At 40.7% G+C, this 13648-nt stretch carries 13 protein-coding genes and 2 pseudogenes; 9 read left to right on the forward strand and 6 right to left on the reverse strand.

Annotated features, from left to right (window positions below; genetic code table 11):
- Positions 1 to 26: 26 nt before the first annotated feature.
- Both CDG56_RS15755 and CDG56_RS15760 read right to left on the reverse strand, forming a co-directional pair.
- On the reverse strand, positions 27 to 1061 hold the full coding sequence (locus CDG56_RS15755) for a zinc-binding alcohol dehydrogenase family protein (RefSeq protein WP_087548386.1): 1035 nt from the start codon (positions 1059 to 1061) through the stop codon (positions 27 to 29).
- Between the two features lie 71 nt (positions 1062 to 1132).
- The gene (locus CDG56_RS15760; protein ID WP_001059479.1) at positions 1133 to 1873 is read right to left on the reverse strand and encodes an SDR family oxidoreductase; all 741 of its coding nucleotides are present in this window, start codon (positions 1871 to 1873) and stop codon (positions 1133 to 1135) included.
- A gap of 135 nt (positions 1874 to 2008) precedes the next feature.
- On the opposite strand from CDG56_RS15760, the gene CDG56_RS15765 reads away from it, so the two are divergent.
- A complete protein-coding gene (locus CDG56_RS15765; RefSeq protein WP_087548387.1) occupies positions 2009 to 2908 on the forward strand; it encodes a LysR family transcriptional regulator in 900 nt (299 codons plus the stop codon).
- 248 nt (positions 2909 to 3156) lie between these two features.
- Here the strand turns inward: CDG56_RS15765 and CDG56_RS15770 are convergent, their stop codons facing one another.
- Positions 3157 to 4206 (reverse strand): zinc-dependent alcohol dehydrogenase family protein, encoded by a 1050-nt coding sequence (locus CDG56_RS15770; protein WP_087548388.1) that lies wholly within the window; start codon positions 4204 to 4206, stop codon positions 3157 to 3159.
- Positions 4196 to 5191, reverse strand: a complete 996-nt coding sequence (locus CDG56_RS15775; protein ID WP_087548389.1) for a zinc-dependent alcohol dehydrogenase family protein — start codon at positions 5189 to 5191, stop codon at positions 4196 to 4198. Before CDG56_RS15775 ends, CDG56_RS15770 begins: the two co-directional genes overlap by 11 nt.
- 466 nt (positions 5192 to 5657) lie before the next feature.
- On the opposite strand from CDG56_RS15775, the gene CDG56_RS15780 reads away from it, so the two are divergent.
- The 4 genes from CDG56_RS15780 (at position 5658) to CDG56_RS15795 (ending at position 8668) form a co-directional block, all read left to right on the forward strand.
- Complete coding sequence (locus tag CDG56_RS15780) at positions 5658 to 5933, forward strand: metal/formaldehyde-sensitive transcriptional repressor (RefSeq protein WP_001133625.1); 276 nt, start codon at positions 5658 to 5660, stop codon at positions 5931 to 5933.
- Positions 5934 to 5954: 21 nt separating this feature from the next.
- On the forward strand, positions 5955 to 7067 hold the full coding sequence (locus CDG56_RS15785; RefSeq protein WP_000842149.1) for an S-(hydroxymethyl)glutathione dehydrogenase/class III alcohol dehydrogenase: 1113 nt from the start codon (positions 5955 to 5957) through the stop codon (positions 7065 to 7067).
- Positions 7068 to 7295: 228 nt separating this feature from the next.
- Complete coding sequence (gene fghA, locus CDG56_RS15790) at positions 7296 to 8126, forward strand: S-formylglutathione hydrolase (RefSeq protein ID WP_004961440.1); 831 nt, start codon at positions 7296 to 7298, stop codon at positions 8124 to 8126.
- 239 nt (positions 8127 to 8365) lie between these two features.
- Positions 8366 to 8668, forward strand: a complete 303-nt coding sequence (locus CDG56_RS15795; RefSeq protein WP_087548390.1) for a putative quinol monooxygenase — start codon at positions 8366 to 8368, stop codon at positions 8666 to 8668.
- Between the two features lie 84 nt (positions 8669 to 8752).
- Here CDG56_RS15795 and CDG56_RS17615 read toward each other — a convergent pair.
- Positions 8753 to 9087, reverse strand: a pseudogene (locus tag CDG56_RS17615) (IS3 family transposase); the annotation flags it as partial.
- A gap of 182 nt (positions 9088 to 9269) precedes the next feature.
- Between CDG56_RS17615 and CDG56_RS15805 the strand changes: the two are divergent.
- Together CDG56_RS15805 and CDG56_RS15810 are read left to right on the forward strand one after the other, a co-directional pair.
- Entirely contained in the window at positions 9270 to 10427 is a 1158-nt protein-coding gene (locus CDG56_RS15805) for an iron-containing alcohol dehydrogenase (protein WP_087548391.1), read from the forward strand.
- An 85-nt stretch (positions 10428 to 10512) separates the two neighbouring features.
- Positions 10513 to 11196, forward strand: a complete 684-nt coding sequence (locus CDG56_RS15810) for a type 1 glutamine amidotransferase domain-containing protein (protein ID WP_087540810.1) — start codon at positions 10513 to 10515, stop codon at positions 11194 to 11196.
- A 163-nt stretch (positions 11197 to 11359) separates the two neighbouring features.
- Here CDG56_RS15810 and CDG56_RS15815 read toward each other — a convergent pair whose 3' ends face one another.
- Positions 11360 to 11968 (reverse strand): TetR/AcrR family transcriptional regulator, encoded by a 609-nt coding sequence (locus CDG56_RS15815; protein WP_087548392.1) that lies wholly within the window; start codon positions 11966 to 11968, stop codon positions 11360 to 11362.
- Between the two features lie 143 nt (positions 11969 to 12111).
- On the opposite strand from CDG56_RS15815, the gene CDG56_RS15820 reads away from it, so the two are divergent.
- A complete protein-coding gene (locus tag CDG56_RS15820) occupies positions 12112 to 13131 on the forward strand; it encodes an NADP-dependent oxidoreductase (protein ID WP_087548393.1) in 1020 nt (339 codons plus the stop codon).
- A gap of 8 nt (positions 13132 to 13139) precedes the next feature.
- A pseudogene (locus CDG56_RS15825) lies at positions 13140 to 13574 on the forward strand (glutathione S-transferase); the annotation flags it as partial.
- Positions 13575 to 13648: the final 74 nt, after the last annotated feature.

Raw genomic sequence — 13648 nt, forward strand, 5'->3', positions numbered from 1 at the left:
ACAGATACGAGTTTTGAAGCCATGATTCAATTGTGCGCGAGTTTAATTAACTCTCGGTAATTCTCAACAGACCCTAGTACAATTTTGCCTTTTGACTTACCTGATTCAAGCAACTTATGCGCCTTCTCCAAGTTTGCAGCGTTAATTTTGCCTAGATTTTGGTTGAGGGTACTTCTAATTTTTTGCTGGTCAACTAATTGAGCAACCTGTTGCAATAGATCACCTTGTTTTTCAATATCATCGGTTTCATACATTGAACGGGTGAACATCAACTCCCAATGGATAGAAATAGATTTAGTCTTAAACGGCATAATATCAAATGTTTGTGGATCATCGATCAATCCAAGCTTGCCTTGTGGTGCAATCAGAGAAACTATTTGCTTGATATATGTTTCTGTATAATTTGTAGAGAATACATACTTTGGTTTTTCAATGCCTAGTGTCTCGATTTGTGCATTTAAATCTTTGCTATGATCAATGACATGGTCGGCACCAAGTGATTCCACCCAAGATTTCGTTTCTTCACGTGAAGCTGTTGCTATAACGGTCAGATTGGTTTTTGCTTTTAGGAGTTGAATAGCGATTGATCCTACACCGCCTGCACCACCAATAATTAGAATACTGCCAACTTCTGTTTCTGAAATTTGAAACCGATCAAACAGCATTTCCCATGCCGTGATAGCAGTTAATGGCAATGCTGCTGCTTCTGCATTAGATACTGTAATGGGTTTAAGACTGATAATTCGTTCATCGACTGCTTGAAACTCAGCATTACTACCATCTCGGGTTAAATCGCCAGCATACCAAACAGAATCTCCTACTTTAAACGAGGTAACTTTTGAGCCAACTTCGATAATTTCCCCAACGGCATCCCAACCTAAAATACGATTATTTGCTTCAGACGAATTTTTTCTCACTTTGGTATCAACTGGATTCACAGAGATTGCCTGAACTTTTACCAGTACATCACGCTCCTTAAGCGTAGGCTTTGCTTTTTCAATATCTACCAATGAATTTTTAAAATCATCATGGTGATTGATAACATACGATACGGCTTTCATAGATTTGTCCTTAACTTTAAAAATATAGTAAAAATGGGAGCGAGGTGCTCCCATTTTTTGTTATTCAATTATTAAAACTCTTGGCTCGTTGGGCGTAAAACAATTTCATTAATATCTACATCCGCAGGCTGTTCAATTGCATAAGCAATTGCTCGAGCGACTGAGTCAGCTGGTATGGCTTGTTTGTAGAAATCGGTAACAAACTCTGAACTTTCTTTATGAGAAGAACCGAATTTTAGTTCTGACTCAACCGCACCAGGCTCAATAGTAGTCGTTCTAATTGTTCCCCCAACTTCATGACGAAGTCCTTCTGAGATGGCTCTTACAGCAAACTTAGTACCGCTATAAACAGTACCTCCCGGACTAAATACTTTTATCCCTGCAACAGATGCGAGATTAATAAAGTGTCCAAAGTTTTGTTTTTGGAAAACAGGTAGGGTAGCTGCTATACCATAAAGAACACCTTTAATATTAATGTCGATCATACGATCCCATTCATCAACTTTTAGCTCACTTAATGGTGCAATAGACATTAATCCAGCATTGTTTACCAATACATCGATTTGACCAAATGCGCTTAATGCCTTTTCAATAAGTGCTTGTACTTCCTGTGGTTTGGTTATATCCATACCAATAAATTCAGCTTGACCACCTTCAGCACGAATGTCGTGAACAATAGCCTCTAATTTTTCAGTACGTCTAGCACCAAGTACAACCTTTGCACCTTTTTTAGCAAGTAAGCGAGCAGTAGCTTCACCTAAACCACTACTTGCACCTGTGATAACAATAACTTTATTTTCTATATTATTCATACAAGTAACCTTCAACCTATCTGTCAATCATATTTGATGGGTTAAGTATTACAGCCTTGTTAGGTATAATAAATGAATAATATTATCTTTCAGAATTCCTATTTACGGAATAATTGCCATTACACAGGATTGGACATGCAGAACAAATTGGAAATGATGCGTATCTTTTGTGTGGCAGCAGAGTCTCGAAATTTTAAAGAGGCAGCCACTCAGCTGGGTATTTCTCCGCAGCTAGTGACACGGGCAGTAAAGGAGCTAGAAGAGCAGCGTGGGGAGATTCTGTTTTACAGGAGTACTCGACAAATTAAAATTACCGCTGATGGTGAGCGTTTGGCAAAGCAAGCACGTTTTGCGGTGGGATCCATTGATGCTTTGTTTGTAAAAGACACCAAGGAAAAACGAGATGAAATGCGTGGGACTGTCCGTGTTACTGTGTCGTCTGTGTTAGGGCGTAAATTGGTCGTACCTGCACTAGCAGAATTTGCCACACGTTATCCAGATATTGTCGTGGATTGTGTGCTAACAGATTCACACTCGGATGTGATCGATGAGCGGATAGATATCGGGATCAGATTTGGATTTTTGCCGGACAATCGATATGTGGCAAGGGAATTGGCTAAAGTGAACTTTTATTCTGTGGGTACGCCAGAGTTAATTGATAAGGTTGGAATGCCCAAAAAAATTATTGACCTTGATAAATACCCTCTAACAGCACTATTCGATCATAAAACAGGGCGTTACTGGCCATGGACATTCACCGAAAGTCGAAGCTTCACGCCATCAAAGCCTCGTTTTATTACAGATGATCTAGAAGCTGAATTTCAAGCTATTCTCGCTGGAGTTGGATTCGGACACATGCCTGGATTTCTAGTTTTGCCGTGGCTTAGGAGTGGTAAGCTCATTCAGATACTTCATGAGGAAACCTCTCCCGTTTGGCGCCTGTATTTATATCGTCCACAGCGGGGCCCGACACCTTTGCGAATCCGAGCATTGTTTGATTACTTAGTGGAAGTGCTGGGCCGTATAGAAACCTGAATTAGATAAGACCATCATGTATCTAGGGCGTGTTGAACATTCGACCATGGCACTGACAGCGACTATTTTTTAGGCGATTCGATGTTAAAAATAATAAGTTTAGTCATTCTAAGCGCTTATTTTTAACGATGAAGCGGCAAAAAAGAGTCCTGTCCCTGCGGGCTGATGCTAAAATTGCCCCATACTGCGTTACAAATCTCGCTAAGGCATCTGCATTATCGTCGCTTTGTGCCTTGTCTGGAACAATTTTAGCAATCAGCAGTGCCTATTTGCGAATGTTCAACACGCCCTAGAGTAACTACAATTTTTCCTATTTGCTGATTTGATTCAAGATAGCGCTGAGCGTCATGCATGTCCTCAAAGTTAAAGCAACAGTCGATCACTGGACGAAGATATCCTGCACCTATACTGCTCAGAATAAATCGTCTGGCTTGCTCCCTTAGAACAGGGTCATGGAGAACCTCAAGGAACAAAAAACCTCGCATAGTTAAGCTCTTGCGTAATGCAATTTTTAGGGGGAATGGTGTGATCTCCGGGCTAAGTGCACCATGCATAACCATAGTTCCTCCCACAGACATCGCTTTTGCAATCTGTTCAATATGTGGCCCTCCTACAGCATCAAAGGCGACATCAAGATATTCTCCACCTAAACGTAAAACAAGCGCCTTATACAAATCTGGTTCATCTTCACTGGCTATAACATTTTTAACACCGAGATCCAGTAAACGTTGCTTTTTCTCTATCGTCTGTGTACTTGCAATGACCTTAGCACCCGCTGCTTCAGCTATCTGTATCGCAGCTAGTCCTACGCTACTTGAAGCTGCTGTGATCAAGATCGTTTTGCCTTTCGAAACTCCACCAGCATGGATTACACCACCCCAAGCCGTCAAATACTGCATCCAGATTGAAGAAGCTTCTTCCCAGCTTAAACTATCAGGTTTGTGAACTAAAAAAGTTTCTGGAATCAGAAGCTTGTCCGCATATGTCCCATATTTGGCTAGATTGTCAGTCGGAAGAATCGATACTGCATCTCCTGGAGAAAATTGGCGTACACCTTCACCTATTGCCAGAACTATGCCTGCTCCTTCATATCCGAGACGAGAAGGGAATACTGCCTTTTGAATATAATTACCACGCCGAAACATTACATCAGCCCGGTTGAGTCCGATCGTTTTCATCTGGATTAGAACTTCTCCTGCTGCTGGTAAAGCAACAGGAAGTGTTTCTAATGTCAGAACATCTGTATCTCCAATACTATTGAAGCGCCAAGTCTTGGCCTGAAGTGCGTTAAATGACATCAATCACGACCTTAATATTGGCAGAGCGATCTTGCACAGCATCATGAGCCTCAATCGCTTGGTCTAGAGTAAAATGACGAGGATCAACAATAGGACGCAGTTTACCTTCCTCAACGAGACGAGTCGCGATCTTAAGGATATCACCATGATGAGCACGGCGATTGCCTGTTAACATCGGCATTAGGACGAATACGCCAGACACTGTGGCACACCGTAGAGATGAACTCGCTAAATTATGATTACCAAATGCAGCACAGCTGGTAATGTGGCCATAGTAAGTTGTCATGGAAAGTGAAGCTTCGAGTACTGGACCACCCACAGTGTCGTAAACAATGTTAAAACCTTGACCCTCAGGGCTTGCAGCAATAATGTCATCGGAAGATGCTGTTGTGTAATCGAGAGGTGTTGCACCGAGTTCTGAAATCAGTGATTGATCAGCTGTACGACCAGTCGCCCAAACATTTGCATCCAGTGCTTTTGCAAGCTGAACCACCATATAACCAACGCCACCAGCACCACCTTGAACCAGTACAGTTTGCCCTGGTTGGACCTTCGCATTATCCACTAAACCTTCCCAAGCGGTGAGGAACGTCAATGGTAGTACTGCTGCCTCGCGCATAGAGATATTCCGTGGCTTTAATACGATCAGATCAGCATCTGCTACAACATATTCTGCTAAAGATCCTTGAAGACCACGAACGCCACCAATCAGACCGTAAACTTCATCTCCGACGTTGAAGTGGGTGACACCTTCACCAACAGCAGTTACGACCCCAGCCATATCTGTTCCCAACACGGCAGGAAGCTCTGGCATAGCATATGGTGCTTCACCAAGACGAATTTTATAATCAATAGGGTTTACACCACTAGCATGAACACGTACTAGAACTTGCCCAACCTCTGGTTGAGGTATAGGCAGTTCTACACGTTTAAATTCATGATCACCAAAATTTTCTAGGATAAGCGCATTCATCATCTGATTCATAGTTGTTCCTTATTCTTAACTGGGGGATGATATGGACAGTACCAAAGTAAATTAATCCAATAAATGATATTTATAGGATTTGATAATTCCTAAATAATGAATAATAAATATCATCTGCTCACTAAAAATATTCTAGTACGGTCTGTAAAGGCAGTTTAATCTAAACTGTCTGTAGTATTTTCAAGGCTTGAAACGTTCAAAATATCTACAAAGTGGCTAAAATTTGAAACATAATTCTAAAAGGTCACAGCATCGCAAAGAACATGAACCAAAATAAAAAAATGGGAGCTAAAAGTCCCATTCTTTGTGACTTTAGCATCAGCTCTACGATGTTAATTTAAAAAAAACTAAAAACAGGGATAGAAAATTTTCGCTAAAGAGCTTTTTGATTTTCGATTTAAAAAAATATTGCTTTTTTTATACTATGGGGTACTATAGTATAAAAGCTAGCAAATAAGGAGGTCTGATGCCTAATCAGGTTGAAGACAAAAAAAAGATTCTTCTACGCGTCAGAAGGATCAAAGGTCAGACGCAAGCGATTGAAAAAGCGTTAGAAGACAATGTGGAATGTGGTGCAATTCTGCAACAAATATGCTCTGTGCGTGGTGCTATTAATGGTTTAATGAATGAGATGTTAGAGGTTCATTTAAAGGACACTTTAGTATCAGGTGAAACCACAGAGCAACAACGAAAAGAAGAATTGGCTGAAATCGCCAAGATTCTAAAATCATATTTAAAATAGATCTGTATAAGGAATTATTCCATGAAGTCACGTGCTGCTGTTGCGTTTGGTCCTGGTCAACCTCTTCAAATTGTTGAAGTTGATGTTGCACCACCGAAGAAAGGTGAAGTATTAATCAAGATCTCCCATACCGGTGTGTGTCATACAGACGCATTTACTTTATCTGGCGATGATCCTGAAGGTGTTTTTCCCGCTATTCTCGGGCATGAAGGTGCTGGTGTTGTCGTTGAGGTTGGTGAAGGCGTGACTAGCGTCAAACCAGGTGATCATGTAATTCCACTATACACTGCTGAATGTGGCGAGTGCGTATTCTGTAAATCTGGAAAATCGAACTTGTGTATTTCCGTTCGCGAAACTCAAGGTAGAGGCGTAATGCCAGATGGTACCACTCGTTTTTCCTACAATGGTCAACCGATTTACCACTATATGGGCTGCTCAACGTTCAGTGAATACACGGTAGTGGCAGAAGTATCATTGGCTAAAATCAATCCTGAAGCCAATCACGAACATGTCTGCTTACTGGGTTGTGGTGTCACAACGGGTATCGGTGCAGTACACAACACGGCTAAAGTACAAGAAGGTGATAGTGTTGCGGTCTTTGGTTTAGGTGGTATTGGTCTGGCAGTCGTACAAGCCGCACGTCAAGCTAAAGCAGGACGTATTATTGTGGTTGACATGAATCCAGATAAATTTGCGCTGGCAAAAGAGTTTGGTGCAACGGACTTCCTAAACCCTAAAGACTACGACAAACCAATCCAGCAAGTCATTGTCGAAATGACTGGTTGGGGTGTAGATCATTCATTTGAATGTATTGGCAACGTGAATGTGATGCGTGCAGCTCTTGAAAGTGCACACCGTGGCTGGGGACAATCCGTAATTATTGGTGTAGCTGGCGCAGGTCAGGAAATCTCTACCCGTCCATTCCAACTGGTTACTGGTCGTAAATGGCTAGGTTCTGCCTTTGGTGGCGTAAAAGGTCGTACGCAACTTCCAGGAATGGTTGAAGATGCCATGAAAGGCAAAATTCAATTAGAACCATTTGTGACACATACGATGGGCTTGGATCAGATCAATGAAGCCTTTGATCTAATGCATGAAGGTAAGTCAATTCGTACTGTAATTCATTACGAATAATTGCGTCAGACCTTATAGTTCTCCATGCATGTGCATCATGAATGACATGCATGGAATCCTCTAAAACGGCACATTATCTGTAAAACCGATCTATCTGTGTAGGCATCGTGTATAGGTTCAACATACCTGCCTACATTTTAAATCTTAATCACTATTCTCTGTGGAGAATGTCGGACTCTTTGTTTACTGGATTTCTCATGAAGTCTTGCTCAACATAGGTAATTGATTATGGAAATAATTGAGAAACATGCTTCTTTTGGTGGATCGCAAGAAGTGTATCGCCATCAGTCAACAGCATTAAACTGTTCAATGAAATTCTCAATATATCTGCCACCGCATGATAAAGATGAGCGGTTGCCAGTTTTATATTGGTTATCAGGACTGACTTGCAACGAACAGAACTTTATTACTAAAGCCGGAGCACAAAAGTATGCGGCTGAACATAAAGTCATTATTGTTGCACCAGATACCAGCCCACGTGGAGAGGATGTACCAGATCATGCAGATTATGATTTAGGCCAAGGCGCAGGATTCTATGTGAATGCAACACAAGCACCCTGGTCACAGCATTTCAAAATGTATGATTATATTGTGGAAGAACTTAGAAATCTGATTGACCTGAATTTTCCGACCAACCAAGTCCAAAGCATTATGGGGCATAGCATGGGTGGTCATGGTGCATTAGTCATTGGGTTAAAAAATCCTGAGCTTTATAAAAGTATTTCTGCTTTTGCACCCATTGTTGCACCTAGCCAAGTACCTTGGGGGAAAAAGGCTTTTACACACTACCTAGGTGAAAATGAAACTTTATGGAAAAGCTATGATGCGATTGAATTAATCAAAAACGCTGAAGTTCATTTACCTATTTTAGTCGATCAGGGAACAGCTGATGATTTTCTTGAAGAACAGTTAAGGCCTAAGCTTCTTAGTGATATTTGTTTGGAACAAGAATATCCTCTTACACTTAACCTAAGAGAAGGGTATGACCATAGCTATTACTTCATTGCGAGCTTTATAGAGAAACATATAGAGTTTCACAGCAAATTCCTAGCTAAATAACTTTCATAGTTATAAGGATGTACATGTTGTTCTTGAATGCTACTTGAGCAATATTTTTTGATTCAAATGTTAATGATATTAACTTGAATAAATTCATAGCATTATGTCGAAATGAAAAACAGATTTTGGCTCAGCTATGGAAAATTGTTTTTAACCTTTGTACAACAAAACTTTCTGACATGCATACATTAGCAATGTCAGAATGAGTTTTAATTTTAATCAATAATGGAGTTTTAGTCATGCTTAAAACAGCTTTATATGTCCGTCTTGAAGCTAAACCAGGTAAAGAAGACGAAGTGGAAGCTTTCCTTAAAGGCGGTTTACCTATTGTAATGGAAGAACCTGCGACAGTTGCGTGGTTTGGCCTACGTCTTGGACCTACAACATTTGGTATTTTTGATGCATTTCCTGATGAGGCGGGTCGCCAAGCACATTTATCTGGCAAGGTTGCAGCTGCGTTGATGGCTCAGGCCGAAGAGCTATTTTCAGAGCCACCGTCTATTGAAAAAGTAGATGTTTTGGCGAGTAAACTACCAGGTTAAACCGACGTTTAAATGTATGAGGGTGCTGCCTGAAATTTTGAATGAAAGGCAGCACTTCAACCCTGTGAGGTTTGTCAGAGGCTTTTATTCAAGTTGGGCTACTTTATTTATTGGTTTAATCCCATCATTTAAATGGGTCAATATCCAAAACAGGGCAGGGTAAATAAACGAATGTAACTATTTACATGCTTTATATTGAACCAATCTATCTAATTTACTGTCGCATTTGTATATCTCCTAAACCGTGCCAATCTGCTTTTAAAAATTTTAATCATTGCTATTTTGTATGAGCCATTCACTGTTTCGGCCAATGCGTTCACGACCATGTCAGTAGTCATACGTGTTGATACCTTCCATCCAACAATCGCTCGTGAAAATACATCAATAATCAAAGTGGTATAGAACAAGCCTGTATGTGTTTAACCATCACTCAAGTTGACAAGCTAAAATAATTTTAAAAAAATAGACGACTGGTCTATTTTTATGTATAGTTAGCACATGGTGCAGTCAAAAGCCGCAGTGTTGTCCAATTTTTTAAAGTTTATTTGATGAATAACGGTGGTTTTTCAAATCAATTAGCTGATCATCCTAGGATAAAAAAATGCTGAATTTTAACTTTTATAATCCGACCCGCATTATTTTTGGTGGCGATACAATAGCTAAAATCAATGACTATGTGCCTACAGAAGCAAAAGTATTAATATTGTTTGGCGGTGAAAGTGCACGTAAGAATGGTACTTTAGCTGAGGTACGTGAAGCATTAGGTGCAAGAGAAATTCATGAATTTGGCAGAATTGAGCCGAATCCGAGTTACGAAACCCTCATGAAAGCTGTAGAGCTGATTCGAGAACAAAAGATTGATTTCTTGATGGCTGTCGGTGGTGGATCGGTAATTGATGGTACTAAATTTATTGCAGCAGCAGTCAATTATACAGGGGATACATGGGAGATTTTAGAAACTCATGGTACTAAGATTACTCAAGCTTTGCCTTTTGCGAGTGTACTCACCCTTCCGGCAACTGGTTCAGAAATGAATAGCGGTGGGGTAGTCACCAGAAAATCGACCCAAGCCAAATTGTCATTTAGCAGCCCCTATGTTTTTCCGCAATTTTCCGTACTGGATCCGAATAAAACTTTTAGCTTGCCGACGCGCCAGTTAGCAAATGGCGTGGTCGATGCATTTGTTCATGTCATGGAACAGTACTTAACTTACCCTGTGAATGCACAAGTACAAGATCGTTTTGCCGAAGGTCTATTGCAAACTCTGATTGAGATTGGACCGAAAATCTTGGACGATTCAGCAGATTATGACACGCGTGCGAATTTGATGTGGGCTGCTAGCATGGCACTGAATGGGCTAATTGGAGCTGGTGTACCACAAGATTGGTCAACCCATTTGATTGGGCATGAGCTCACGGCTTTACATGGTATTGATCATGCTCGTACCTTAGCCATTGTGTTGCCGGCCAATCTACAAGTGCGTCGTCAAGAGAAGCGAGAAAAATTACTACAGTATGCAGCTCGAGTCTGGCAGATTGTCGAAGGTGATGAAGAACAACGTATTGATACTGCTATTGCTCGTACTCGAGCCTTCTTTGAGCAACTTGGATTGCCGACTCGTCTTAGCGATTATGGACTGGGGGAGACAGATATTGAGATCATCATTACGCAACTTAAATCACACAATCTTACACAGCTAGGCGAACATAAAAATGTTTCATTAGAGATCAGTCGTGAAATTCTCACGACGAGCATCTAAATAAGCTGATCTGGCATGCTCACGCCACACGGCAAGTGATCATGCAACAATGCTCCTCAATCCTGAAAATTATCGGAGAAATAACATGAAAATTTTAATCGTTTTAACCTCACATGATCAACTCGGCAATACTGGTAAGAAAACAGGTTTTTGGTTAGAAGAACTTGCGGCGCCGTATTACACCTTTATTGATGCGGGTGTTGAAGTTACCCTAGCGTCGCCTCAAGGTGGGCAGCCACCGCTAGACCCAAAAAGTAATTTAGCAGAAGCACAAACTGAAACCACGCATCGCTTTGAAGCAGATCCCGTGGCAATGCAAGCATTGGCACAGACCCATAAACTTAGCGAAATTTCTATCGCTGATTATGATGCAGTGTTTTATCCAGGCGGGCATGGCCCATTGTGGGATTTAGCAGAAGATCCGATTTCAATTGCTCTGATTGAACAAGCGATTGAGTCAGGAAAACCTGTTGCGACAGTTTGTCACGCCCCAGGTGTTCTTCGTCATGTAAAAACCAGTGATGGCAAGCCTTTGGTCAGCGGTAAATCTGTGACAGGTTTTAGCAATACTGAAGAAGAAGCGGTAGGATTGACCGAAGTTGTACCGTTTTTAGTCGAAGATATGCTCAAAGAAAAAGGTGGTCATTATTCTAAAGCGGGTGACTGGCAAGTGTATGTCCAAGTAGATGGCTTACTCATTACTGGACAAAATCCTGCTTCTTCTGCTGCAACCGCCAGTGCACTCCTTGAATTGTTAAATAAGGAGTAGCTAGTGCCTGTTGTGGTGCTTAGTAGTGAATAAATTTCTGACTCTGAGCAACTGGCTCAATAAGCAAAATAACCCTCACTTAATGGTGAGGGGCCTGAGTGAATAGCTTTCCTTCCTTTATTTTTCTATATACAGGAAGGATGGGTATTTTTTAATTTAATTTTTATGAATCTTCACTTTTTAATAGAAATTTAGTTGCTCTCAGAGCTTGATGTAATGGTGTTTTATCTTTTTGCAACTTACTCAGTAATGCTGCACCTAACCACATTTGGTAAAGTACTTGTGCCAACGTCGAGGCCTCAGTATCTGCTTGGATAGACTGATCCTGTTTTCCCAAATCAATTAAAGCAGCAATCCGTTCGATTACATCATCGACGCCAGCGGACATAATCGAGCGCATATCTTCAGATAGATCGGCAACTTCTGCGGCAAGTTTCACAATTAAACAGCTATCCGCCCAACCACACTGTGTTTCAGGATCTTCTATCCATAAATTAAAATACTCAATCAGCTTTTGATAAGGGGATTTATCGCTACGCCATACATCATTTAAACGGACTTGGTAATTGTCTACATAATGCTGTACCAATTCACATCCGAAAGCTTCCTTAGATTGGAAATAATGATAAAACGAGCCTTTAGGGATTTCACAGCTCTGTAAAATTTCCTGTAATCCTACGCCAGTAAAACCTTTATGCAAAATCAGGTCTGAACTGGTGTTAAGAATGTGTAAGCGTTTCGCTTCAGACTTTTTAATAGGAGTAGGCTTCATATTAATTATTTACTCTATTGTAAAAAATAGACCAGTCGTATTGTTTTTTATTATAACTCATCTACAATGGATGTAAAGAAATTTTAATCTCAATTTTTAATTATGAAGAGAAATACTTCTAAATAAAACATGGAGTTATATGTGTGAAAACAGTTATTAATCAACGCATCGTTTTAGCTAAACGGCCAGTGGGTGAGCCAAAACACAGCGATTTTCGTATTGAACAAGTTGAACTCAATGAACTTAAACAAGGCGAGATATTGTTAAAAACCATTTACTTGTCACTCGATCCTTATATGCGTGGTCGCATGAGTGATGCTCCTTCATATGCAGCACCGGTTGAAATTGGCGAAGTGATGGTCGGTGGAACAGTCAGTCAAGTGGTGGCATCTAAAAACCCAAAATTCAAAGAAGGCGAGTGGGTTCTTTCAGGAAATGGCTGGCAGGGCTACGCAATTTCTAATGGGACTGCATGTCAAAGCTTAGGTATGCAACCTGAACATCCATCTTGGGCATTGGGTATTTTGGGAATGCCAGGATTTACTGCTTATATGGGGTTGTTGGACATTGGTCAGCCTAAAGCCGGTGAAACTTTAGTCGTTGCAGCTGCAACCGGACCTGTTGGTGCTACGGTTGGACAGATTGGCAAACTTAAAGGTTGTCGCGTGGTTGGCATCGCAGGTGGTGCTGAAAAATGTCGTTATGCAGTAGAAGAACTCGGCTTCGATGCTTGTATCAATCATCATGATGAAAATTTTGCAGAACAATTACAACAAGCAGCTCCCAACGGTATTGATATTTATTATGAGAATGTAGGGGGTAAAGTGTTTGATGCGGTATGGCCATTGCTTAACTCTGCGGCACGTGTACCGGTGTGTGGTGTGGTTTCCCAGTATAACGCTACCGAGCAAGCACAAGGGCCAGACCGTTTACCGGGCTTTATTTCCACCCTTTTAAAAAAGCGTATTCGCATGCAAGGTTTTATTATTTTTGATGATTATGGCAGTCAGTATCCGGAATTCTATCAGCAAATGTCTGAATGGTTGAAAGACGGGAAAATCAAATATAAAGAGTATATGGTGCAAGGTTTAGATAACACGATCAATGCTTTCAATGGTATGTTGAAAGGCGAAAACTTTGGCAAAGTCGTTGTAAAAATTTAGGAATTATCATGATTACACTACATCATTTAGATCAATCACGCTCTTTTCGCATTTTGTGGTTACTTGAAGAAATCAAGCAGCCCTATGAGCTGAAACGCTATTATCGTGACTCAAGCACGCATTTGGCCCCTGACTCTTTAAAAACCATTCACCCTTTAGGGAAATCTCCAGTATTGGAATGGGATGGCAAAGTTATTGCAGAGTCAGGCGCAATCGTTGAGTTATTAATTCAGCAACTTGCGCCGCATTTAGCACCAGATATGGATGAACCTACCTATGTCGATTATCTACAGTGGATTCATTTCTCAGAAAGCTCTGCCATGGTGCCATTTTTGTTAAAAACGTTTAATGCGATAGAAACCAAGCAGGGTACGAAGTTGGTATTTCTAGAAAATTATACTCAAGTTGAGTTCGATAAAGTATTTAGCTATTTAAATGAATATTTCTCTGTACACGACAAAAAAAGATAACTCATTGAAATAATGGCATAATACTTGTTTTCTGACGACGAATATGA

This window comes from Acinetobacter sp. WCHA39, from assembly GCF_002165385.1.
Lineage (GTDB): Bacteria > Pseudomonadota > Gammaproteobacteria > Pseudomonadales > Moraxellaceae > Acinetobacter.